The organism is Sphingomonas sp. DC1600-2 (assembly GCF_049897605.1).
In the GTDB taxonomy this organism is placed as follows: domain Bacteria; phylum Pseudomonadota; class Alphaproteobacteria; order Sphingomonadales; family Sphingomonadaceae; genus Sphingomonas.
The window spans coordinates 621,417-645,297 of the sequence record NZ_JAFCWO010000001.1 but is presented as its reverse complement, the minus strand read 5'-3'; the positions used below and the strand labels follow the sequence as shown (position 1 = coordinate 645,297).

Below are 23,881 nucleotides of genomic sequence, written 5' to 3'. Positions count from 1 at the left end.
CAAATTGCGATTATGGCCGATCGGTGACGGGTCTGGCAAGGGGGCCGAGCGTTTCGATCAACGGGCCAAGCCACGGCTCGAAGCCACGCCACTGGTCCAGCGCGTCGCGGAAGATCGGGCGGCGCACCTGTTCCGAACTGGGCGTGCGCACATTCCGTCCGGTCTCGAAAAAGCGCAGACAGTGCGGCTCGAAAGCAAGCCCGCAATGATCGAGCAGACGGCGGATCTCACCCTCGGCGTCGTCCACCAGATCTTCATAGACAATGCGGTGCACCCTGCCCGGCAAGACCGTATCGAAATGCGCCATCAGCGCAACATAGTCGCGATAGTAATGGGCCAAATCTTCAAGATCGTAACTATAGGCCTGTCCACGCGCGAACGCCTGCTTGAAAATGGAGAAGCAGCACGCCACCGGATCCCGCCGGACATCGATGATGCGCGCGTTCGGCAGCATCAGATGAATCAGGCCGCCGTGCAGGAAATTGCCGGGAAATTTATCGACGAACAATGGTCGGTCACCGCTGCGATACACCTCGGTCTGCTTTAGATAGGCGCGTCCAAGCTCGGCGAACGTCTCAAGCGGCACTTGCGAGATCGAAGAAGGATAGCCCGGATTGGCGACCGCCAAGTCCCGCGCCAGCGCGGTCAGCGTCGGCAGCTCCGACGCGCCCTCGACCTGACTATGGCTGGCGAGGATCTGTTCGACCAGCGTCGAGCCCGATCGCGGCATGCCAACGACGAAGATCGGGCCGATCGCATCGCACCCAGCGCCCGCCGCTCGCGCGAACAGCGAAGTGTCGAACGCGGCGATCGATTGCGTAACGAAGCGACGATGCGCCGCGGCATCGTGCGGCTCCAGTCGCTTTCGCGCCGCATTGCCGCGTGCATAATGGTCGAACGCCTCTGCATAGCGGCGCTCATCCTCCAGCGCCTTGCCCAACGCGAAATCCAGATAGGCGCGGTCGCCGGGATTGGCGCTGGCCGCTTTCGGCAGCGCCTGCATCCGCGCGATATCTTCGGCGTCGAAGCGCACCGTCTTGAGATTGGCGAGGCTCCACCATGCCTCACCGGAGCCGGGCGCAATGGCGATGGCGCGACGATAGGCGGCGACAGCATCGCTTTGTCGCCCGATCGCGCGCAGGGCGTGGCCATAAGCATGCCACATCTCGCTATCCTCGGGCGTCGTCCGCACCACGCCTTCATACGCATCGATTGCCTGCGCGACATTGCCGAGCTGCATGTGGATCGCCGCTTGCAAACCGACCACCATCGCGCTGCCCGGATACGCCTCCACCACCGGCTCGATCGCGGTGAGGGCCTCCGCTCCGCGTTCGAGCCGATGCAGCGTGAGGGCGAGGCTGAACCGCGCGGGCGCGAAAGCGGGCGCGGTCGCCACCGCCGCGGCCAGCAACGGCTCGACCGCCGCGAAATGCCCCAGGCGCATGCCGATATCGGCTAACAGACGGACAGCCGCGACATCGTTCAGGTCCAGCCCGAAGCGCGTCCACAGCGCCGCGCGAGCGCGCGGGTCCTCGCGCGCGAAGAGCGCACTCGCGACATCGGCGAGCGCGGCATCGCCGACATAGCCCGGCACCACGCGCATCTGCGCTGCGACCGCAGCGTCGGCGCGGTTGCGCAGCGCGAGCTGGTCCCCCAGCGCATGCCACGCGAGCGACGATTGCGGATTGGCGCTGGTCGCGCGTTCCAGCGCGGCGATGGCGAGATCGGACCGACCGAGCGCCGCCAAGGCCGTTCCATATTCGTAGTGCAAGCCCCACGCAGCGGGCCGCACCGTCGCCAGCGGTGCCAGCACAGCGCAAGCCGCAGAGATTTCCCCGCTCCGCCGCAACGCCGCGCCGAGCAGAAAGCGCGTTTCAAACGATTGCGGTTCCACCGCCACGGCCCGCCGCGCATATTCCACCGCCGCGACCGGATCGACGCCGAGCAACCGCCGGGCCTCGCGCAATTCGGGAGAAGGACCGGGTTTGGGCAGCGTCATGGTCCCGCAAGGCCAGAGGGGAAAACGCAAGCCTATCCACCGCCGCGCCTAAAATCCACAAAGGCGGCCCTTTCATCGCGATCAAGCGTCTCGCCGCACGCTCAATCGGGATTGGCAAGCGCCTCCAGCGCGGCACGGTCGCTGACGACGATCGCTCGCCCACCCCGCGCGAGCGTGACTGCACCCAGCACCTTCAGTCGCGTCAATTGACGACTGACGGTTTCGATGGTCAGCCCGAGGAAATCCGCCATATCGCCCCGGCTGACCGGCACATCGATGCTGAGCGATCCGTCGGCGGACCGCACCCCCGTCCGATCCACCAGATCGAGCAGAAAACCGGCAACGCGCTCCTGCGCGCCACGCTTGCCCAGCGTCAGCATCCGCTCGCGCGCCTCGTTCAGCGACGCGACCGTGCGGCGCAACAAGGTTCGTTCGATCGCCGACACCTCGGCCACCACACGCTCGAAGCGCTCGCGCGGATAGACGCACAGATCGCTATCGACGAGTGCGGTGACCGTCAGCGACGACGTTTCTTCGAAAAGCTGCCCGACAAAATCGCCGCCAAACACAAGGCCGACAATCTGTTCGCGACCATCAGAGGTGGAGGCGGTGACCTTGAGGATGCCCGACACGACGTTCGCGCATACCACATTGTCGTCGCCCGCCCAGGTGAGCACCTGCCCCGCCGCGACCGCGCGCCGTCGGCCGATCGCGCTCAATGATGACAGTTCGTCGATATCCGCCGCGCCGCAAAGGCCCATGTCGCGAACGTCGCATTCCGCGCATCTGTTGGTGAGCGTCCCCATGTCCCTGCTATCACAGGAACAGCGCCCCACGCCTGTACGTAATTGTCCCGATGCCGTGCTCAGTCACCCTCGCCGTCGTCGATCAGATCGGCCGCCGTCCTGCGGCTGCACATCGCGTGGCAGCCGGTCGGACAGTCGCGCCGCTGGCCGGGCGGCTCGCCCGAACGTCCGAGCGGGATCGTCACGGTGCCATGCCCGCCGCAGATCGCCGCGGTGATGCTATCGCCCGGCACCCCCGCCTGCGCCACCGTGGCATTCGCCAGCCCCAGCAACGCGACCAACGCCAAGGCCGCACCGCCCCGCGAAGACCGCGTAGAATGGCAAGGGGTGGAACAGGGCATGAGCGTCTCTGTACGCCGATTCACCGCGCCCGGTGTTTGACCCCGATCAAGCATGGGGAGGTACCGGATCGACAGCCTTGGCAAGCACGGGCTGATCCTCCTCGTCGATCAGGATGCGCAGCGCGGCCCCGTCGAGATCCTCGAACTGCCCCGAGCGCGCCGCCCAGAAGAACGCCGCCAGCCCCGCCAGCCCCAACGCCAGCGCCACCGGAATCAGAACCACCAGCCCGGTCATCGCGCGACCCCGCGCAAACGCAGCGCATTGGCGACCACGATCAGCGACGATCCCGACATGGCGAGCGCGGCGAGCAACGGTGTCACTTGCCCGGCGATCGCCAGCGGCACCGCCAGCACATTATAACCAATCGCCAGCGCGAAATTCTGCCGCACGACCCGCATCGTCCGGCGCGCGGCGGCGACGGCGATCGGCACCGGCATCAATTTTTCGCCAAAGAAGACCAGATCGGCGACAAGCTGGCTGACGTCCGTGCCCGAAGACGGGGCCATGCTGACGAACGCACGCTTCATCGCCGGACCGTCGTTCAGTCCGTCGCCGACCATCAGCACCTTGCGCCCGCGTGCCGCAAAATCATCGACGATGCGGCATTTGTCGGCAGGGTCCATCCGCGCGCTGCCGTGGATACCGAGCGTATCGCCGATCGTCTCGACCACCGCCGCCGAATCGCCCGACAATAAGCGCGGCGCGAACCCTTCTGCGCGGAGACGATCGATCGCGGCGAGCGCATCGGGCCGCAAGGCATCCCCGAACGTCATCACGTGGGCCGGGCCAGTGCCGATGCGAAATGCGGTCGCCATGGCTGCACTATTCACGAGCGACCCCACCCAGTCGAGTCGCCCCAATCGCACGACCGCGTCTCCGAGCCGTGCCTCCACGCCCATCCCCGGATGCTCGACCAGATCGGTCACGGCGGCGGCGACCACGCTATCGCGTGCGAGCGCATCGCTCAGCGCCACCGCCAGCGGGTGACGGCTCGCCTCGGCGAGCGCCAGCAATACGCCGCGTTCTTGCTCGCCGGTGGGCATCCCGCCCAGTGGCACGACGTGGCCGAGCGTAACGGTGCCGGTCTTGTCGAGTAGCACGGTATCGGCGGCCGCCAGCCGCTCCAACGCCGATCCGTCCTTGAGCAGAACCCCGGCACGCATCAGCGCGCCCGCTGCCACGACTTGGGCAATCGGCACTGCCAGCCCCAGCGCACACGGGCAGGTAATGATCAGCACAGCGACCGCGATCGTCAGCGCCTGGTGCAGCCCCGCCCCCGCGATCAGCCAGCCGACCAGGCTCAGTGCCGCCAGCGTATGCACCGCCGGCGCATATAATTGCGACGCGCGATCGGCGATGCGCACGTAGCGCGACTTGCCCTGCGTCGCGGTCTCCATCAGCCGCGCGATATCGGCGACGATCGTCGCCTCGCCCGCCGCCGTCACGTGCACGGTCAACGGGCCGCTGAGGTTGATCGTCCCCGCCAACACAGTGTCGCCAACGGCAACCACCTCCGGGACGCTCTCGCCCGTCACCAGCGAGCGGTCGACACTGCTGCGCCCGGCCTCGACCACGCCATCGGCCCCGATCCGTTCGCCCGCCGCGATCAGCAGCCGCATGCCCGGCGCGAGTTCGGCGGCAAGGCGCTGTTCGGTGCTGCCATCGGGCCGCCGTACCAGCACTTCGCTTGGCACGCGTCGCATCAGCGCCGCCACCCCGTCCGCTGCCCGCACGCGCATCGCACTGTCGAGAAAGCGCCCGGCGAGCAGGAAAAACAGCAGCATCGTCACGCCGTCGAAATAGGCGTGCGCGCCGCCGATGACGGTTTCGTACAGGCTCATCGACAGCGTCAGGACGACGCCGATCGAAATCGGCACGTCCATGTTCGTGCGCCCATGCCGCAGCGCACCCCATGCGCTTTTGAAAAAGGGCCGCCCCGCATAAGCGACCGCCGGCAGCGCGATCGCCGCCGAGAGCCAGTGGAACAGCGTCCGCGTCGCGCCATCCGCGCCCGACCAGATCGACACCGACAGCAGCATGACATTCATCGCCGCGAACCCGGCGACCGCCAGCGCGGTCATCAACATGCGGCTTTCGCGATTGGCCGAGGCTTCGCTTTCCCCGACAAAGGGTTGCGCCGAAAAACCCAGCCGCCCGATCGCGGCCTGCAGATCGTCGTCGGCAACGTTGGCGGCGTGCTCGATCCGGACGCGCTTGCTGGTGAAATTGACCCGGGCCGACGCGACGCCCGAAATCTCCGGCAGGCCCTTTTCTAGCTTGGCGATACAGCCCGCGCAGCGCAGCCCGTCGACCGTGAAGATCGATGTTTCGAGCGGCGCTGCGGCACTCATGCCGGAATCTCGTCGTCGAAGCGCGCATCGTCGGCACCGTGGCGGACATCGACGCGCAACAGCCAGCGCCCCGCCGGGAGCGCCGTCGTCGACACGAACCGACCGTTGCCGACCGATCGGAAGGCCAAATCCCGCTCGGGCATCCGGCCAAGCGGATGCGTTGCGCGCACCGTGACCACAGCATCGGAGAGCGGGCCATGCGGCGCGAGCGCGGTGACGATCACCACGCGGTCACCATCGACCGTAGCATCGACATTCCACTTGAGCGCGCGCTGCGCCCGCGCTTCGGCCAGCCAGTCGTTAAAACGCTGGCTGGCGACATAGCTATTGTCGACGACGGTCCCGCCAAAGGTGCCGATGGCATAGCTCGCCATCAGCACGTTGACCGCAATGACAAGGCCGAACATCGCGACGACAATACCGGTCATGTGCCAACCAGTGAAGGGACGGGTCATGGCGTTTGCTCCGGACGTTCGAAAAAGCTGCTGTCGCGCGCGGTTCCACCTTCAGTATCCAGCGCGCGGACGGTGAAGCCAAGGTCGGAACGCGCCGGACCCGCACCGGGCGCGGTAACGAACACCGGCACTTGCGCGACCTGATCGGGCGCGACGTTGACGTGCACGCTTCGCGCGGCACCACTGCGGCCAGACGCCTCGGTCCACAGCACCGCGCCCGGAACACCATCGATCGCGATTTCGACGGAGCGTGGCCGCTCCTCCATGTTGCGGACCTTGACGGTGTAGCCATTGCGAATGCTGCCGTCCGACAAGCGCACCCATTGCGGATTGCGCGTCTGCAGCACGCCAATGCCGATCCGCTCACGATTGCCCAGCGCGAACAGCATCGCCAGGCCGATCCCCGCCCAGGCACCGAAATAGACAAGCGTGCGCGGCCGGAACAAGCGCTTGAGCGCGGGCACCGCCGCCTCCCCCGCCCGAGCCCGCCGGGCGTCGAGGTCGGTGGTATAGCCGATCAGCCGTGGAGGCCGTCCGACCTTGGCCATCATGCCGTCGCACGCGTCGATGCATAGTCCGCAGGTAATGCAGCCGATCTGCGCCCCTTCGCGAATATCAATTCCAGTCGGGCACACCGCGACGCAAGCGTTGCAGTCGATACAATCCCCGACCCGGTCCGCCAGTTCGGGATGTTCGAGCAGCGCGACCAGCGACGGCGTCGCCGAGTCCATCTGTGCCAGCGGCTCGGCGCGTTTCAGCCCGTGGGAGCGCGGCTCGCCCCGCCACGCCTTGTACGTCACCGTCAGCGATTTCTCATCGAGCATCGCGCTCTGGATGCGCGGCCACGGGCACATGTAGATGCACACCTGCTCCCGCATCAGGCCACCGAAGATATAGGTGGTGGCGGTCAATACCCCCACGGTGGCATAGGCAACGAAGGGCGCGCTTCCCTGCACGAAGGCCTGGCCAAGCGTCGGCGCGTCGGCAAAATAGAAAATCCACGCACCGCCCGTCAGCGCACCGATCACCAGCCAGATCGTGTGCTTGGCAATCCGCCGCGCGACCTTGGCCGGCCCCCAGGGCGCGCGCTGCAGCTTGATTTGCGCGTTGCGGTCCCCGTCAATCGCGCGCTCGACATGCACGAACAGGTCGGTCCACACGGTTTGCGGGCACGCGTACCCGCACCACGCCCGCCCCACCGCCGAGGTTACCAGGAACAGCCCGATCCCGGCCATGATCAGCAAGCCCGCGACATAATAGAATTCGTGCGGCCAGATCTCGATCGAGAACATGTAGAAGCGCCGATGCGCCAGATCGACCAACACGGCCTGATCCGGCGCATAGGGGCCGCGGTTCCAGCGCAACCACGGCGTGACGTAGTAGATCGCCAGCGCGATCAGCATGATTGCCCATTTCAAGCGCCGGAACGGACCGTCCACGGCCTTCGGGAACACCTTGCGGCGCGCCTCGAAAAACTGTTGGCCGTCACCGGTCAAGTCCCGCGGATGGACCATCAGCGGGCCGCGACCGCCGGTGCCGCCGCAGGCTCCGGAGCGGGATCCACCGGCGTCTTTTCGCCGCCGCCCAGCGAGTGGACATAGATTGCCAGCATCTTGATCGTCACCGGATCAAGCCGCGCGCCCCAGGCCGGCATGATGCCGTAACGGGCGTTGGTCACCGTCTCGGTGATCGTGTCGCGGTCCCCGCCGTAGAGCCAGATGCCGTCAGTCAGATTGGGCGCGCCCATCGCACGGGTTCCCTTGCCCGCATCCCCATGACACACCACGCAATTGGCGGAAAACAATGCCCCACCCCGCTTCGACGATGCGGTCGCCCGCTCCTGCTTCGACAGCACACGGACATAGGAGACCACGTCCTGCACTTCGTCAGGCTTGAGGATTCCGTCGCGGCCGAAGGCCGGCATTTGCGACATGCGGGTTTCCTCGTCGCCGGGTTGGCGGACACCGTGCAGCAGCGTTTGCTGGATGGTCTTCAAATCACCACCCCATAGCCAATCATCGTCATTCAGGTTGGGATAGCCCTTGGCCCCGGCGGCCCCCGCGCCGTGGCACTGCGTGCAATAAACCTTGAACGCCGAATGCCCGCCCTCCTGCGCCGCGCGCAGCAATTTGGGATCGTCCGGGATTTTTTCGATCGGCGTTTGCGCCAGCGCGCGCATCACCGGCGCGCGACGCGCATGATCCGCCGCCATTTCCTTGTCGAGATCGCCATGGCTCGACCAGCCGAGCACCCCGGTCGTCGCGCTATGCAACATCGGGATCGCCGGATAGAGCACGACCATCACCGCCGCGAAGGCAATGCAGGCGTAGAAGGTGTATAGCCACCAGCGTGGCATCGGGGTGTCGAGTTCCTCGATCCCGTCCCATTCATGCCCGACAAAGCTGGTGCCGGTGGGCTCGTCGATGCGCTTTTCGTCAGCCATCCACTTCGTCCTCTTGTTCGAAGATGCTGTTTGCCGCCCGTTCATGCTCGGCGGCGACCGAACGCAGGAAGGTCCAGCCGGTGAAGGTCAGGAACGCGACCCCCATCAGGATCAGCCCCCAACTGTCGGCGAATTCCCGCAGCAGATCGTAGGTTGTCATCGCGCTTGCTCCCGGGGCGCGGCCGACTTGAAATCGACCTGTGTGCCAAGGCCCTGCAAATAGGCGACCAGCGCATCCATCTCGGTCACGCGTCCGGGCTTGCCGTCGAAATCGCGCGCTTGCGCCTTGGGATAGCGCTTGACGAGACCCGCCGTGTCGCCTTCGCCCGTCGCCTGCGTGGTGACGTCGTCGGCCGCTTTGGCGATTTCCTCATTGGTGTACGGCACCCCGACCCGGCGCAACGCGACCAGGTGATCGCCAATGTGGCTGACATCGAGATCGCGATCCGCGAGGAAGGCATAAGGCGGCATGATCGATTCCGGCACCACCGCGCGCGGGTCCTTCAGATGCTGGACATGCCAGCCATCCGAATAGCGCCCGCCGACCCGCGCCAGATCCGGCCCGGTGCGCTTCGATCCCCATTGGAACGGGTGATCGTACATGCTCTCGGCAGCCAGGCTGTAATGGCCGTAGCGCTCGGTCTCGTCGCGGAACGGGCGGATCATCTGGCTGTGGCAGCCATAACATCCCTCGCGGATGTAGATGTCGCGCCCGGCGAGTTCGAGCGGGGTGTAGGGCCGCACGCCCTCCACCTTGGTCACCGTCGAGTCGATCCAGAACAGGGGAGCGATCTCGACGATGCCGCCGATGGCGACGGTGAGGAAAGCGAACACGGCGAGCAACGTGACGTTGCGCTCGATCACTTTGTGGCGGTTGAGAAGATTTGCCATGGTCGCGCCCTTATTCTGCTGGGACGTGCTGGAGCGGACGGTCGCGCGCCGGATCGAAGGCCGGGGACGACATCGGGGCTTCGTCGCGGAGCTTGCCCGCAATCGTCATCCAGATGTTCCAGGCCATAATCAGCGCACCGGTGAGGTAGAGCAGCCCACCCGTCGTGCGGATCAGATAGTAAGGGTGCATCGCCTGGACGACTTCGGCGAAGGAATAGACGAGATACCCGTCGCTTCCATATTCGCGCCACATCAGCCCCTGCATGATGCCCGCCACCCACATCGACGAGGCGTAGAGCACGATGCCGAGCGTGGCGCACCAGAAGTGCCAGTTCACCATCCGCAACGAATACAGCCGGGTGCGGCCCCACAAGCGTGGCGTCATGTAATACAGCGCGCCGAAGGTGATCATGCCGTTCCAGCCGAGCGCGGCGGAATGGACATGGCCGATCGTCCAGTCGGTATAGTGGCTGAGCGAATTGACCTCCTTGATCGACATCATCGGCCCTTCGAAGGTGGCCATGCCGTAGAAGGCGAGCGCGAACACCATCATGCGGATGATCGGATCGGTGCGGATCTTGTCCCATGCGCCGTTGAGCGTCATCAGGCCGTTGATCATGCCGCCCCAGCTCGGCATCCACAGCATCACCGAGAACACTTCGCCGAGCGTCTGCGCCCAGTCGGGCAGCGCGGTGTAGTGCAGGTGGTGCGGCCCGGCCCAGATGTAGAGGAAGATCAGCGACCAGAAGTGGATGATCGACAGCCGGTAGCTGTAGATCGGCCGTTCGGCCTGCTTAGGCACGAAATAGTACATCATGCCGAGGAAGCCGGCCGTCAGGAAGAAGCCGACCGCGTTATGGCCGTACCACCACTGCGTCAGCGCGTCCTGCACGCCGGCAAAGGCCGAATAGGATTTGGAGCCGAAGAACGACACCGGCACCGTCATGTTGTTGACGAGGTGCAGCATCGCGACGGTGATGATGAAGCCGAGATAGAACCAGTTGGCGACGTAGATGTGCGGTTCGGAGCGGCGCACGATCGTGCCGACATAGACCGCGAGGTACGACACCCAGACGATCGTCAGCCAGATGTCGACATACCATTCGGGCTCGGCATATTCGCGGCCCTCGGTGATGCCGAGCAGATAGCCCGTCGCCGCAAGCACGATGAACAACTGGTAGCCCCAGAACACGAAGCGTGCGAGCCAGGGGAAAGCCAGGCGCGCGCGGCAGGTGCGCTGGACGACATAATAACTCGTCGCGATCAGCGCGTTGCCACCAAAGGCGAAGATCACCGCCGATGTGTGCAGCGGCCGCAAGCGCCCGAAGGTGGTATATTCCGAATGGAGGTTGAGCAGCGGGAAGGCGAGCTGCGAGGCGATGACCACGCCGACCAGCAGGCCGACGATCGCCCAGAACACCGTGGCGATCACGCCCCAGCGGATGACCTCGTCATCATAGCGATCGCGCGGGGCGGGCAAGGACCCGTCCGCAGCAATCGCGGGATTGCCAACGCGACGCATCGCGTAGAACGCAGCGATAAATGCCGCCAGCGCGACGATTCCCATCTGGATGGCAAAGCCCTGGTCGATCGCGCAGGCGGACATTCCCACCGCCGCGAAGGCCACCAAGAGCCAGGCCACCGCCCTCATCACGATTCCGTCCATTCGCGCCTCCGCAGCCACTACAGCTTGCCAATGGCCACGTCAGCCGACGCGGCCCTTGACCTTCGTCAAACCGCTACTGCGGATTCTGAACGGCGGATGTACGTAGAGTCACGCGGTTCGGCGGCATCGGTGGTGGCCGCGCAGCCGCACGAATCAAACGAGGCCGGGCATAGGCCCGGCCTCGTCCATGATCCATCGACTGAACCGCGTGTCAGGCCGCTGACACCAGGGCTGCCGCAGCCGTCGCATTCGCCGCGACCGGAGGATTTTCGAAATCGATCACCACGCGGCCCTCGATCTCGCCGCGGTGCATCCGGCCGAACACATCGTTGATGTTCTCCAGCGTGTCGGTCGTCACCGTTGCCCGCACCTTGCCCGCTGCGGCGAAATCGAGCGATTCCTGGAGATCGAGCCGCGTCCCCACGATCGACCCGCGTACGGTGATGCCGTTAAGCACCGTATCGAAGATCGACATCGGGAATTCGCCCGGCGGCAAGCCGTTGAGCGACACCGTGCCGCCGCGCCGCACCATGCCCATCGCCTGTTTGAACGCGATCGGGCTGACGGCAGTGACCAGCACGCCCTGTGCGCCGCCAATCTCCTTCTTGATGAAGGCGGCCGGATCGGCGTTGCGGGCATTGACCGTCAGGCTCGCGCCGAGTTCCTCGGCCAGCTTCAGCTTGGCATCGTCAATGTCGACCGCGACGACGTTCAACCCCATCGCCTTGGCATATTGCACCGCCATATGGCCGAGCCCGCCAATGCCCGAAATCGCCACCCAGTCGCCCGGCTTGGTATCGGTGACCTTAAGGCCCTTATAAACCGTCACCCCGGCGCACAGCACGGGCGAGATATCGACGAACCCGATATTGTCGGGGAGATGGCCGACATAATTGGGGTCGGCCAGCACATATTCGGCAAAGCTGCCATTGACCGAATAGCCGGTATTCTGCTGCGTCTCGCACAGCGTTTCCCAGCCGCCCAGGCAATGCACGCAATGCCCGCACGCGCTGTACAGCCATGGCACGCCGACGCGGTCGCCTTCCTTGACATGGGTGACGCCGCTGCCAACCGCGACGACGTGGCCGACGCCCTCATGGCCCGGAATGAAGGGCGGGTTGGGCTTGACCGGCCAGTCGCCCTCGGCGGCATGGAGATCGGTGTGACACACACCGGTCGCGGCGATCTTGACGAGGATCTGGCCCGGCCCCGGCATCGGCACCGTGACTTCTTCGATCACCAGCGGCTTGCCGAATTCGCGGACAACGGCGGCTTTCATGGTCTTTTGCATGATCTGCTTCCTTTTCGGGGGAACTCTAAGGGGCGTCAGAACGGGGCGTCGATATCGACGACGTCGATCAGCTTGTGATTGACGAATTCCTTGAGACCGAGGCCGAGCAGCTCGCGCCCATAACCCGAGCGGCGGACGCCACCGAAGGGAAGGTCGGCCTTGACCATCGTCGGATGGTTGACGAACACCATGCCGGTCGAGATCTTCCTGGCGACCTCCGCGCCATGCGCCGGGTCGCCAGTGAACACCGAGCCACCGAGGCCGAAAGGCGAATCGTTGGCGATGCGGATCGCATCCGCCTCGTCCTTGGCCCGGAACAGCATCGAGACCGGACCGAAGAACTCCCAATAGCGCGCCGGATTGTCCTCACCGATGTCGGTCAGGATCGTCGGTCGCACGAACGCACCGTGATTGGGCGCTTCCGGCCCGACTTCCGTAGCGGTGGCCCCATGTTCGACCGCCTTGCGGATCATCGCCTTCAGGTCATCCGCAGCACTCTGCGACGACAGGGGGGCAAGCGTGGTTTCGGGATCGAACGGATCGCCCATGCGCAACGCGGCGACACCCTTGGTGTAGCCCTCCAGAAAGGCATCATAGACCGGATCGACGATAATCATGCGCTTGGACGACACGCACACTTGCCCGCCATTCCAGTGGCGACCGAACACCGCCCATTTCGTCGTCTTTTCCAGATCGGCATCGGCCAGCACGACAAAGGCATCGGCCCCGCCCAATTCCATCGTCGACTTCTTCAGCGCCTTGCCCGCCGCTGCGGCAACACTTGCGCCAGCCGCTTCCGAGCCCGTCAGCGCCACGCCCTGCACACGCGGATCGTTAAGGATCAGCTCGATTTGCTTATGGTCGATATACAGGTTGATGAACGCGCCCTTGGGCAGCCCGGCCTCGAGCATCAACGCTTCGAAAGCGGCGGCGCTCTGCGGCACGTTGGAGGCGTGTTTCAGCAGCATCGTGTTGCCCGCCGAAAGCTGCGGCGCGATGATGCGCGCGATCTGATAGTAAGGGAAATTCCACGGCTCGACGCACAGCAACACGCCCAGCGGCTCGTACACCAGCATCGCCTCGCCCTCGGCCGGGTCGGCAACGGGGAGCCGCTCGGGCTGCAACAAGGCTTCGGCATGGCGGGCATAATAGTCGAAAATCGCGGCGGACAATTCGACCTCAGCCTTCGCCTCGCTCAGCAATTTGCCCATTTCCAGCGTCAGGATCGCGGCCAGCGACGCACTGTCGCGCCGCAGGATCGCCGCCGCATTGGTCATGATCCGCGCGCGTTCGGCAAAACTCGTCTCGCGCCAGGACCGAAACGCCTGGTGCGCCGCGCCAATCGCTTCGACCACCTGGGCGTCGGTTGCAGTCGGGAAGGTCTTGAGGGTTTCACCCGTAAACGGATTGGTCGTTGCGAATGGCATGGAATATCCTCTGATCGCCGGAAGCGTCGGCCCGCGACGGCGCACAGATCGGCCACCCCACCCCATTAGAATATTGGGATTTTTACCTAGAGGCGGCGGCCATCGCCGATTTGATGGCGGTCAAACGCCGCCGCCTGCCCCACCGCTATCGCTCGCCCCCAATCGGAACGATCGGGCAGACATCGAGTGAACACCGCACGCACGGGCCAAAACGGCACCTTCTGGACACGGTCGCATTATCTGGACCGGATGACCTTCCGCGAATTGGTGGTCGCCTATTTCCAGCATTACACCATCGTCGCCTATCTGGCGCTGACCGCGCTTTCGATCGGCCTGTTCGTGTGGCACCCCGCCGCACCATTGCCGACGGTCGCGACGGTCGCACTGATCCTGTTTGCCTATCCGCTGATCTGGTACGTGCTGCACCGCTGGGTGCTGCATTGCCACTGGATGTTCAAGGTGCCGTTTCTGGCCTCCACCTGGAAGCGGATCCACTACGACCATCATGTCGACCCCAATCATCTCGAGGTGCTGTTTGGCGCGCTCTACACCACGCTGCCGACGCTGCTCGTGGTTGCCGCCCTGCCCGGCTATCTGATCGGCGGGATCGGCGGCGCGGCAGCGGGGTTCGCAACCGGACTGCTCTGCACCTGCTTCTACGAATTTTTCCACTGCATCCAGCATCTTGCGTACAAGCCGCGGATCAAATGGCTGGCGACGATGAAGGTACGTCACGTCGAACATCATTTCCACGATGAGGATGGCAATTTCGGCATCACCAATTTCCTGTGGGATCGCCTGTTCGGCACGCTCTATTCGCGCGCCGACCGACCGACGAAAAGCCCGACCGTGTTCAACCTCGGCTATACCGAGGAGGTTGCCCAGCGCTACCCGTGGGTCGCACGGCTGTCCGGCGGCGTCGCAGTCGGCCATCCGCGCCGCCGGACAGCCAACAAGCAGGTATAGGCCGCGGCATCTGTCATCAGGCGCTGCGCACCAACGCGCGCACGGCACGCAAGACGTCATCGAGCGCGCCATCTGCCGCAACACGGTGCCAGTCGCCGAGCGGTCCAACGGCCTTCGCCGCTTGCCCGCGAACGACCGCCGCATTTGCGTCCGAGGCATCATGCAGCCGCCCCACGACCCGCGCCAGGCGGTGGTGGAGATCGGTCTCCAGCCAGATACCGGTAAAAGCCACGCGACCGCGTCTCCCCACGATCTCGATCGCATTGCGCTGATCGCGCGAGGCAAAGGTTGCATCGACGATGACCGCACTCCCCTGCGCCAACGCCGCAGCGGCCAGCCGATCGAGCAGACGATAGACCTGCTCCGTCGTATCGGGCCCATAATAAGCGGGCGGCAACCCCATTTCAGGCATGACGCCCGCACTGCGCTTTCGCAGCACGTCGGTGCGCAGGATACGGGCACCCGGTGCGCGACCGATCTCTCCACCAAGACCGCGCGCGACACTCGACTTTCCAGTCCCCGACAATCCTCCGATCGCGACCAGCGAAGGCGGCACCGGCGCGATCAACTCCGTCGCCAAGGCAAGATAGCCACGCGCGTCACGGTCCTGCGCGCTATCCCGGCCGGCCTGCGTGCTGCGAGTCGCGGCGACATGCGCGCGAATAACCGCGCGCGTCGCCAGGAAAACGGGCAGCAGTGCAACGCCCCCTTCATCCTCCGGCGAAAGGTCGACGTAGCGGTTGAACACGATGTTCGCCGCGCGCCGCAGCCCGCGGTGCCACAAATCCATCAACAGAAAGGCGAGATCGTAAAGGACGTCGGTGGTGGCGAGTTCGGCATCAAATTCGAGACAGTCGAATAACGTCGGCTCACCATCGAGCACCGCGATATTGGCGAGGTGCAAATCGCCATGGACATGCCGCACCCGCCCCGCCACTGCGCGCGCATCGAGCAGCGGCGCGAGTTCCTCCACCCGTCTCCGCAGATCGTCGCCCAGCCGGGCGACCTGCGCTTCATCAAGGATCGTCGAAAACTCGCCCAGGCGATCCAGCGCCGCTTCGACGACGGTGCGAAAGCCTTCTGCCGCTGTCGCGGTCCGGACGATCGGTTCCGTGGCGTGGAAGCGTTGAACGCGATCCGCCAGCCGCAGCAGCAGCGCATCGTCGATCTCTGCCGTCGCCGCCATCTCGTCGAGCAATGCGCCGTCGGGAAACCGCGTCATTTCGAGCAGCCAGTCGACCGTCTCGCCCGCCCCGCCGATCGACAACTGCCCCGTTTTGCCGCGCCGGACAGGATGGAGCGCACGATACAGCATCGGAGCGGTGCGGCGGTTGAGTGCCAGTTCCGCCGCCAGTGCGCGTTCGCGCAGAGCCGGTGTCGAGAAATCGAGATAGGGCAAGCGCACGGCGCGCTTCAGCTTCCACGCGCGATCAGGGCACAGAAACACGATCGCAGCATGGGTGTCGATCCGGCGGGGCGGACTTGCGAGACCAAAGGCGGCACCCGACGAGAGAAACGCCAGTGTCTCTGTCTGCTCGCCCGGCGCGGGCGCTGGAATAGGCGGTGAGGTCTTCATCGGCTGGAGGGTAACAGCGACGCCGATCCGCTCTATCGGGAAGAGTACGTGGATCGTTGCCCTGGAGTGAAAGACTCAGGCTGCTTTCGCCAGCCCGGCATCGCGGCCGTAAACGTCGTCAAGATACGCCACGCCACTTGTTGCCGCCGGATCGGCCACTGCGGTGAAATAGACGATGTAGACGGGTACCGGGCGATCGAGCGCAAACGTATGATTGGTGCCCTGCGCCAGATATTGATCGAAGCTCCGCGCGGTCTCCGGTGCGAGCAGCGTGCGCGCCAGCACGTCAGGGTGTTCGGTCCGCATACATCCGTGCGAGAATGCCCGCCGCTCCTGCTCGAACAGCCCCTTTGACGGCGTGTCGTGCAGGAAGATGCTATAGGCGTTGGGCATCTCGATCTTGACTTGGCCAAGCGCGTTGAGCGGCCCCGGTCGCTGCCGCACTTGCAATCGACCGCCCGCGCCGCGCGTGGCGACATAGCCAAGCCGTGCGGCCTGGGCCGGGCGATTGCGCACCATCGCACCCACGCTTTCCGACACGATGCTGCTCGGCACATTCCACCACGGATTGGCGGTCACCCCGGTCACCAACGTGGCAAACACGGGGGTCGGCGTGGTCGGCTTGCCAACGATAATGCGGTGGCTCTGGATGACGCGGTCCCCCTCGATCAGATCGAGTCGATACGCTGCCGGATTGGCCCAAAGGTAGTGGGCACCCAGCGCGCGCGGCAACCAGCGCCAGCGTTCGAGGTTGACCTTCAATGTCGTGCAATGCGCCGGGGTGTCGCAAGCCGGCAGCGCGGCGCGCAATGCGGCATAGCCCGACGACCGCGGCAGCAGCGCTTGCAACGCCCCGGCCACATCGTGCCGCGCGAGCGCCTCGCGCAGCCATAGGTCCAGGTCGATCGGATCGCGTGCGATCTCCCAGCCCTTGCGCGCATCGGCGGATGCCGCACCTTCCGCATAATCATGCGCGAGGAGCAGTGCGGCGCGGCTGGCCTCCGCCTCCAGATCTGGCGCGCGCTGGTCGATCGCGCGTTGCAACGCCGTCGCGCCGTAGCGCTCGGGACTCAACCCTTCCTGCGTCGACCGCCCGATTTCCTGGACGAGCGCGGCAAGATCGCCGGCCGACCAGCGCGGGGGCTGCGCCGCAGCGGGCGGCACCGGTTGTTGGAGTGTCGCGCTGGCAACCGGGACGCTCGCCGCGACCGAAAGGGCCGCAGCGAAGCGGACGAGCAAGAACATCCCCAAGATCGTTCAGTGCGCCAGGAAAATCGGCACGGGGCTTTTCGTCAGCATCATCCTGGTAACTCCACCAAACAGGGCCTCGGCAACACGGTGATGGCCGAACCCGCCCATCACCACATAGCCGAAGTGCCCGCTCGACACCCGTTCAAACAGCACATCGCCGACCTTTGCCCCGTCCAGCGCGACATGTTCGACCTCTGCGTGAATGTCATAGCGAGAGAGATAGGCCGCGGCCGCTTCGGCGGGGAGTCGGTCGGACTCGTCGCCGATCGCGATGATCGTCACGCGTTCGGCATGGCGCAGGAGCGCCACCGCCGCCCGCAGTGCTGCCGCCGACGCGGTAGAGCCATCCCAGGCGATCAGCGCCCGGTCAAGATCGAGCCGACTCAAATCCTCCGGCACGGCCAGCACCGGGATGTGGGTCTTTACCACCAGGTCGCCCGCCAGCGCCCGCATGTCGGGCACCGGGCAAGCCTCCAACTGGCGATTAACGACAATGAGATCGGCAAGCGCGGCTTCATCGCGCAGGCACGGGGCCACTTCGCCGGTTGCATCGCGCCAGTCCCAGCTCACATCCTCATGAACGAGTCGGGCCTCCAGTTTCTCGCGGTTGGCGCTCTCGCGCTGCCTTTCCTCCTGCAGCAACATGCCAAAACCCGCATCGCCCAGCGCATCGGAAACCACCATGGTCGGCATGATCGTCACGTCCAGGCATACCAGATGCCCTTCCAAGGTGCGTGTCAGGTCCAGCGCAGCCTGCAAGCGCGCCTCCTGGCCACCATCGTCGTGCAGCAGCAGCAATATGGTCTTCATGCCAGCCTCCGTAGGTATCGATACCGGGGCCACGATACCGCTCACCGCCAGAGATCGGCATTGGGACTAATACGCAGAACCCGCCGGGCAATGGAAACGCGCGAGGCGCAACCGCGCTGTTCCGACGCCAGCGAGGCGATTGCCCATGCTCACTCGGTCGCTCAATAATAACGCGGAATCGGGCCCCGTTGCGGCGTTTGGTCGGGCAAATCGATTTCCTCCTGGTCGACGTAACACCACCCCCAGCCCTCGGGCGGATCATAGCCTTCGATGATGGGGTGCTGGGTCGCATGGAAATGCGCGCGTGCGTGTCGATGCGGCGACTGATCGCAACACCCGACATGTCCGCACGAACGGCACAAGCGCAAGTGGAGCCAGACGCTTCCGATCTTCAGGCATTCCTCACACCCCCGCGCGCTGGGCGTGACTTCGTTGATCGTGATGCTGTGACGGCAGGATGTCATACGGTCTCCGTGGTCGATCGTTCGGCGAGAAGGGCGTGAATCTGCGCGACGACGGCGGCCCCCTCGCCAACCGCCGCAGCCACGCGTTTGGTCGAGCCGGCGCGGACGTCGCCAATGGCAAACACACCGGGCAGGCTGGTTTCCAGCGACCGGGCACCGCCGCCCGTTACAATGAAGCCCTTGTCGTCGGTGTCGACGCAGTCTTTCAGCCAGTCGGTATTTGGGTCGGCACCAATGAAGAGGAACAAGTGGTGCAACGCCAGGCGACGGGATGTCCCGTCGGCTAAATTTCGGAACTCCGCCGACTCAAGCCCGGTCGCAGGATCGCCCTCCAGCGCGACGACCTCGCTGCCGACATGGATCTGCACGTTCGGCAACGCGGCGATCCGGTCGATCAAATATTGCGACATGGTTTCGGAAAGGCTGCGCCGCACAATAAGATGCAGATGTCGCACCTGGGGTGCCAGAAATACGATCGCCTGCCCGGCTGAATTGCCACCGCCGACCAGCGCGACCTCTTCGCCTGCACAAAGCCGGGCCTCGATCGGGGAGGCCCAATAGGAAATACCCCGCCCCTCGAACTCGGCGAGGTTGGCGATTGCCGGCCGTCGATACCGCGCGCCCGACGCGACGACGATTGCGCGTGCCAGCAATTGCTGCCCGCCGACCAGGTCGAGCGCGATCCGCTCGGCGGTGCAATCGAGCGCCTTCACCCCCAGCGGCACCGCGATTTCCGCGCCGAATTTCACTGCCTGATTGAAGGCACGACCAGCCAAGGCTTGCCCCGAAATACCCGTGGGGAAGCCAAGATAATTCTCGATGCGCGACGATGCGCCAGCCTGGCCGCCCATTGCACGTTCGTCGAGAACGATGACCGACAGGCCTTCCGATGCGGCGTAGACAGCCGCTGCCAATCCCGCCGGACCGGCACCGACGATCGCCACGTCATAAATCTTCGCGGGATCGAGCTTGGGTGTCATGCCGACGCACGTGGCCACTTGCAGGTTGCTCGGATTGCGCAACACCTCTCCGCTCGGGCAAACCACGAGCGGGAGGTCTTCGGGCAAAACTCCGATGCGTTCGATCAGCGCCTTCCCCTCGGCATCGGCGGCCGCGTCGAGCACTTTATTGGGGTAGCCGCTGCGCGTCAGGAAGCCCTGGAGGCGGATGACGTCCGCGCTGTTCGGCACGCCGATCAGGATCGTCCCCGCCCCGCCTTGCTCGATCAGCGCGACGCGACGGAGAATGAGCGCGCGCATGACGATCTCGCCCACATCGGCCGACCCGACCATCAACGCGCGCAGATGCGCCGGATCGAAAGGCAGCGCCACACAGCCGTTCGGCCCGGCGTGACCCGCAGCAATCGAGCCACGCCCGGCCAGTTGATTGACCTCGCCGGTAAACTGCCCCGCATTATGAGTCGTAACCGGCGCTTCATGGTTCAAGCCATCGCGCCGGACGACGTCGATCGATCCCTCCAGCACCAGCCATGCCGGAGCATCCTGTCCGCCGATCGCATAGACTTGCTCGCCCGGCGCGAAGTGGCGTTCGGGGCCGCTGGCAAAGCGCCGCGCCGTCGCGATCTGCGCGGCATTGAGCACGGGAAACATCTGCGGGGCGCGTGTATCGGGCGTGCTCATTGCGTCCCCTTTCTCGACTGGGCGAAGCCACCATAACGCGCAACCGCAATAGCGGTGACCCCATTCGTGCCGACTATACCAAGATATAGGCCCCGCGACAGGGACGGTGGGGCGCGACCGCTCCCCTCAGCCGCGCAGCCACGACAGAAGGAACGGCCGCAAACCCGGTGTCGTGCCGTTGGGCGTTTTGATATCGATGTCCTGCCGGTTGAACTGGCGGTACAGCACCACGCTCAGCACCGCGGCGTAAAAGCACCACACCGAGGCGAAGGCATACCCCTTCACCAGATGCACGATCGTCAGCCCGATCACGTTGAGCGCACCATAGGTCCGCACCACGCGGTGGGTGGACAGCAGCAGCGCCCCACACGTCGCCAAGATGTAAAGCAGCGACACCCACAATTGGCTGGTGATCGGGTTGGTGTACCGGATCGAATGCTGCTCGATGACGGCGCAGGTCGGCGCGACGACAAGACCCGACATGTCCCAAGCGAACACCACCGCGCCGACCGCAACCGTCCCCAAAATCGCAATGCGCCGCCATCCCGGAGGCTCCATCAGCAGCACCGCGACTGGCATCAGCAGCGGCAGGATGCCGATTGCGTAGAGCGTGAACAGGAACACCGCATGATCGAGTGCATAGGGGCCCAGCCGCCCCTCAAGCGCGAGCCACACCATGCCTTCGGAAAACTGGTGCGCGGAAAACAGCAGCGGGACACAAGCGAATAACAGCGCGCGCGGCTCACGCACATGGCGCAATGTCGCCACGCCGACCGTGGCCAGCACCCCGGCGGCGGTAAAGCTGGCGGTGGCCGAAAAGCACATGCGCGGGTCTTTCGAGAACGGCGGGGGTTTCGATGGGACGAGGGTCGCCGCTTATGACCAGCGCCAAGTATCGAGGGGAGGGGGCGAGCCCCTTCCCCCTCAGGCCCGCGCGCCCTCCACTACTGCGTTCGAATTGTGACGCAGCGCCTTCAGCACCGTATCGACGATCGCATCGGCGTCGAGCCCTGCCTGGGCATATTGCACCTCGGGCTTGTCCTGATCCTGGAACAGGTCGGGCAAGCGCATGGTGCGCAGCTTGAGGCCCGCGTCGATCAGGCCGGAGTCGCTTGCGAACGTCAGCACATGCGCGCCGAGCCCGCCGACCGAGGCTTCCTCGATCGTCACCGCCACTTCATGCGTGGTCAGCAGCTTGCGGATCAAGTCCTCGTCGAGTGGCTTGGCGAAGCGCAAATCGGCGACGGTGGTCGACAGGCCCCGCGCCTCCAGCGCCTCGGCCGCGCGCAATGCCTCGCCCAGCCGCGTGCCGAGCGACAGGATCGCCACCTTATGCCCCTGGCGGACGATGCGGCCCTTGCCGATCTCGAGCCGCTCGGCCACCTCGGGCAGCGCCACGCCAGTGCCGTTGCCGCGCGGATAGCGCAGCGCGATCGGCCCGCTGTCATGTAGCACGGCAGTGTGCGTCATGTGCACCAGTTCGGCTTCGTCGGCCGGGGCCATCACCACCATATTGGGCAGCGACGCCATATAGGTCACGTCGAACGACCCGGCATGCGTCGCGCCATCGGCCCCGACCAGCCCGGCGCGATCGATCGCGAAGCGCACCGGCAGGTTCTGGATGCACACGTCATGTACGACCTGATCGTAGGCGCGCTGCAGGAAGGTCGAATAGATCGCGCAGAACGGCCGCATCCCCTGCGCGGCGAGGCCGGCGGCGAAGGTGACGGCGTGCTGCTCGGCAATGCCGACGTCGAAGAAGCGTTCGGGGTGCGCCTTGGAGAAGCCGTCAAGCCCGGTGCCCGAGGGCATCGCCGCTGTGATCGCGCAGATCCGCGGATCGGTCTCGGCTTCCTTGCTCAGCTGTGCGCCGAACACGTTCTGGTACTGCGGCGGCCCCGGCGGGGCCTTGGCCTGCGCGCCGGTGATGACGTCGAACTTCTGGACGCCGTGATATTTGTCGGCTGCGGCTTCGGCAGGCGCATAGCCCTTGCCCTTCTTGGTCACGACATGGACCAGGATCGGCCCTTCCTCGGCATCGCGGACATTTTCGAGCACGGGGATGAGCTGGTCGAGATTGTGGCCGTCGATCGGGCCGACATAATAAAAGCCCAGTTCCTCGAACAGCGTGCCGCCCATCGCCATGCCGCGCGCGAACTCCTCGGTCTTGCGCATGCCCGTCGCGATCGGCTTGGGCAGCCGCTTGGCGACTTTGCGCGCCAGATCGCGCAGGCCCAGAAACTCGCGGCTCGACACGATCCGGCTGAGATAGGCCGACAGCCCGCCGACCGGCGGCGCGATCGACATGTCATTGTCGTTGAGGATGACGACCAGCCGGTTGCCCGCCTGGGCGGCATTGTTCATCGCCTCATAGGCCATGCCCGCCGACATCGCGCCGTCGCCGATGACCGCAATGCCCTTGCCGGGCTTGCCCGCAATCTTGTTGGCGACCGCAAAGCCGAGCGAGGCCGAGATCGAGGTCGAGCTGTGCGCCGCGCCAAACGGATCGTATTCGCTCTCGCTGCGCTTGGTGAAGCCGCTGAGGCCACCGCCCATGCGCAGCGTGCGGATGCGGTCGCGCCGCCCGGTCAGGATCTTGTGCGGGTAGCATTGGTGGCCGACATCCCACACGAGTCGGTCGTTGGGCGTGTCGAACACATAGTGGATCGCAACCGTCAGCTCGACCACGCCGAGCCCGGAACCGAGGTGCCCCCCGGTGACGCCGACCGCCGCAATCGTCTCCTGCCGGAGCTCGTCGGCGAGCTGGCGGAGCTGGGTGGGCGCAAGCGCCCGGAGATCGGCAGGATAATGAACCGTATCGAGCAACGGCGTTTGGAGAGCGTCAACCATCCCCCCAACTTAGCGCCGTGGCCCGTGCCTGTCGATTGCCTGGATCGCGCTCGGCAAATTCTTGACGAGCGGTGCATCTGCGCATCACAGTCTAACCATGCCGCAATTGACCCATCGCCTTGCCACCGAGGCCGACATCCCGGCAATCCGTACGGTCATGGATCGTGCGATCGACGCGCTGCAGTCGGCATTTCTGACCCCGGCGCAAGTCGCGGCAAGCCGGGTCAGCATGGGGTTGGACACGCAGTTGATCGCGGACCGCACCTATTTCGTCGTCACCGAAGGCGACACGATCGCGGGGTGCGGCGGCTGGAGTTATCGTGCGACGCTCTATGGCGGCGATGCCAGCGCGATCCGCCGCGATGCCCGCTTGCTCGACCCGGCGACCGAGCCGGCGCGGATTCGCGCCATGTATACCGACCCCGATTTCATCCGCCGCGGCATTGGCCGGATGGTGCTGACGCTATGCGAGGAAGCCGCCCGTGCCGCGGGGTTTCGCCGTCTGGAAATGATGGCGACGCTGGGCGGGGAACCGCTGTACCGGGCGTGCGGCTATCACCAGATCGAGCGCGTGCCCACAATGGCGGATACCGATCCCCCCGTGCCGGGGCTTAGGATGGGCAAGGATCTGGTCTGACGATATCGGACACACG

Annotated in this window: 22 protein-coding genes; 2 read left to right on the top strand and 20 right to left on the bottom strand. The window is 65.3% G+C overall.

Features of this window, described 5'->3' with window-relative positions:
- Positions 1–10: 10 nt before the first annotated feature.
- From ACP7BL_RS02970 to ACP7BL_RS02910, 13 genes are all read right to left on the bottom strand, one after another.
- A complete protein-coding gene (locus ACP7BL_RS02970) occupies positions 11–1,999 on the bottom strand; it encodes a tetratricopeptide repeat-containing sulfotransferase family protein (protein ID WP_426257580.1) in 1,989 nt (662 codons plus the stop codon).
- A 101-nt stretch (positions 2,000–2,100) separates the two neighbouring features.
- On the bottom strand, positions 2,101–2,805 hold the full coding sequence (locus tag ACP7BL_RS02965) for a Crp/Fnr family transcriptional regulator (protein ID WP_033963729.1): 705 nt from the start codon (positions 2,803–2,805) through the stop codon (positions 2,101–2,103).
- Positions 2,806–2,864: 59 nt separating this feature from the next.
- Positions 2,865–3,092, bottom strand: a complete 228-nt coding sequence (locus ACP7BL_RS02960; protein ID WP_126847755.1) for a hypothetical protein — start codon at positions 3,090–3,092, stop codon at positions 2,865–2,867.
- A gap of 100 nt (positions 3,093–3,192) precedes the next feature.
- Complete coding sequence (ccoS, locus tag ACP7BL_RS02955) at positions 3,193–3,381, bottom strand: cbb3-type cytochrome oxidase assembly protein CcoS (protein ID WP_033963725.1); 189 nt, start codon at positions 3,379–3,381, stop codon at positions 3,193–3,195.
- Positions 3,378–5,498: a heavy metal translocating P-type ATPase gene (locus ACP7BL_RS02950; protein ID WP_126847753.1), complete on the bottom strand. Its 2,121-nt coding sequence runs from the start codon at positions 5,496–5,498 to the stop codon at positions 3,378–3,380. Before ACP7BL_RS02950 ends, ccoS begins: the two co-directional genes overlap by 4 nt.
- Positions 5,495–5,953, bottom strand: coding sequence for a FixH family protein (locus ACP7BL_RS02945; protein ID WP_426257579.1), 459 nt, complete (start codon positions 5,951–5,953; stop codon positions 5,495–5,497). Before ACP7BL_RS02945 ends, ACP7BL_RS02950 begins: the two co-directional genes overlap by 4 nt.
- Positions 5,950–7,467: a cytochrome c oxidase accessory protein CcoG gene (gene ccoG, locus ACP7BL_RS02940; RefSeq protein ID WP_426257578.1), complete on the bottom strand. Its 1,518-nt coding sequence runs from the start codon at positions 7,465–7,467 to the stop codon at positions 5,950–5,952. Before ccoG ends, ACP7BL_RS02945 begins: the two co-directional genes overlap by 4 nt.
- Positions 7,467–8,396, bottom strand: coding sequence for a cytochrome-c oxidase, cbb3-type subunit III (gene ccoP, locus ACP7BL_RS02935; protein ID WP_426257577.1), 930 nt, complete (start codon positions 8,394–8,396; stop codon positions 7,467–7,469). Before ccoP ends, ccoG begins: the two co-directional genes overlap by 1 nt.
- The gene (locus ACP7BL_RS02930) at positions 8,389–8,556 is read right to left on the bottom strand and encodes a CcoQ/FixQ family Cbb3-type cytochrome c oxidase assembly chaperone (protein ID WP_033963718.1); all 168 of its coding nucleotides are present in this window, start codon (positions 8,554–8,556) and stop codon (positions 8,389–8,391) included. Before ACP7BL_RS02930 ends, ccoP begins: the two co-directional genes overlap by 8 nt.
- Positions 8,553–9,287 (bottom strand): cytochrome-c oxidase, cbb3-type subunit II, encoded by a 735-nt coding sequence (ccoO, locus tag ACP7BL_RS02925; RefSeq protein WP_426257576.1) that lies wholly within the window; start codon positions 9,285–9,287, stop codon positions 8,553–8,555. Before ccoO ends, ACP7BL_RS02930 begins: the two co-directional genes overlap by 4 nt.
- Before the next feature lie 10 nt (positions 9,288–9,297).
- Positions 9,298–10,953 (bottom strand): cytochrome-c oxidase, cbb3-type subunit I, encoded by a 1,656-nt coding sequence (gene ccoN / locus ACP7BL_RS02920; RefSeq protein ID WP_126847746.1) that lies wholly within the window; start codon positions 10,951–10,953, stop codon positions 9,298–9,300.
- Positions 10,954–11,164: 211 nt separating this feature from the next.
- On the bottom strand, positions 11,165–12,244 hold the full coding sequence (adhP, locus tag ACP7BL_RS02915) for an alcohol dehydrogenase AdhP (protein WP_426257575.1): 1,080 nt from the start codon (positions 12,242–12,244) through the stop codon (positions 11,165–11,167).
- A gap of 35 nt (positions 12,245–12,279) precedes the next feature.
- Positions 12,280–13,671, bottom strand: a complete 1,392-nt coding sequence (locus ACP7BL_RS02910; RefSeq protein WP_426257574.1) for an NAD-dependent succinate-semialdehyde dehydrogenase — start codon at positions 13,669–13,671, stop codon at positions 12,280–12,282.
- A gap of 186 nt (positions 13,672–13,857) precedes the next feature.
- Here ACP7BL_RS02910 and ACP7BL_RS02905 point away from each other — a divergent pair, with 186 nt between their 5' ends.
- On the top strand, positions 13,858–14,637 hold the full coding sequence (locus tag ACP7BL_RS02905) for a sterol desaturase family protein (RefSeq protein ID WP_126848373.1): 780 nt from the start codon (positions 13,858–13,860) through the stop codon (positions 14,635–14,637).
- A gap of 16 nt (positions 14,638–14,653) precedes the next feature.
- On the opposite strand, the gene ACP7BL_RS02900 is transcribed toward ACP7BL_RS02905, so the two are convergent.
- From ACP7BL_RS02900 to dxs, 7 genes are all read right to left on the bottom strand, one after another.
- Positions 14,654–16,213, bottom strand: coding sequence for an AAA family ATPase (locus ACP7BL_RS02900; protein WP_052192125.1), 1,560 nt, complete (start codon positions 16,211–16,213; stop codon positions 14,654–14,656).
- Positions 16,214–16,288: 75 nt separating this feature from the next.
- Positions 16,289–17,458, bottom strand: a complete 1,170-nt coding sequence (locus ACP7BL_RS02895; protein ID WP_426257573.1) for a L,D-transpeptidase family protein — start codon at positions 17,456–17,458, stop codon at positions 16,289–16,291.
- A 12-nt stretch (positions 17,459–17,470) separates the two neighbouring features.
- On the bottom strand, positions 17,471–18,274 hold the full coding sequence (locus ACP7BL_RS02890) for a universal stress protein (RefSeq protein ID WP_426257572.1): 804 nt from the start codon (positions 18,272–18,274) through the stop codon (positions 17,471–17,473).
- Between the two features lie 161 nt (positions 18,275–18,435).
- The gene (locus ACP7BL_RS02885) at positions 18,436–18,738 is read right to left on the bottom strand and encodes a UBP-type zinc finger domain-containing protein (protein WP_341202886.1); all 303 of its coding nucleotides are present in this window, start codon (positions 18,736–18,738) and stop codon (positions 18,436–18,438) included.
- The gene (locus ACP7BL_RS02880) at positions 18,735–20,378 is read right to left on the bottom strand and encodes an FAD-dependent oxidoreductase (RefSeq protein ID WP_426257571.1); all 1,644 of its coding nucleotides are present in this window, start codon (positions 20,376–20,378) and stop codon (positions 18,735–18,737) included. The genes ACP7BL_RS02885 and ACP7BL_RS02880 overlap by 4 nt, the downstream gene beginning before the upstream one ends.
- 126 nt (positions 20,379–20,504) lie before the next feature.
- Positions 20,505–21,203 carry a DUF6629 family protein gene (locus tag ACP7BL_RS02875; protein WP_033963711.1) on the bottom strand — a complete coding sequence of 233 codons (699 nt, stop codon included), beginning with the start codon at positions 21,201–21,203 and terminating at the stop codon, positions 20,505–20,507.
- Positions 21,204–21,302: 99 nt separating this feature from the next.
- Positions 21,303–23,228 (bottom strand): 1-deoxy-D-xylulose-5-phosphate synthase, encoded by a 1,926-nt coding sequence (dxs, locus tag ACP7BL_RS02870; RefSeq protein WP_426257570.1) that lies wholly within the window; start codon positions 23,226–23,228, stop codon positions 21,303–21,305.
- Positions 23,229–23,325: 97 nt separating this feature from the next.
- Between dxs and ACP7BL_RS02865 the strand changes: the two genes are divergently transcribed.
- On the top strand, positions 23,326–23,865 hold the full coding sequence (locus ACP7BL_RS02865; RefSeq protein WP_033963708.1) for a GNAT family N-acetyltransferase: 540 nt from the start codon (positions 23,326–23,328) through the stop codon (positions 23,863–23,865).
- The last annotated feature ends 16 nt before the right edge of the window (positions 23,866–23,881 follow it).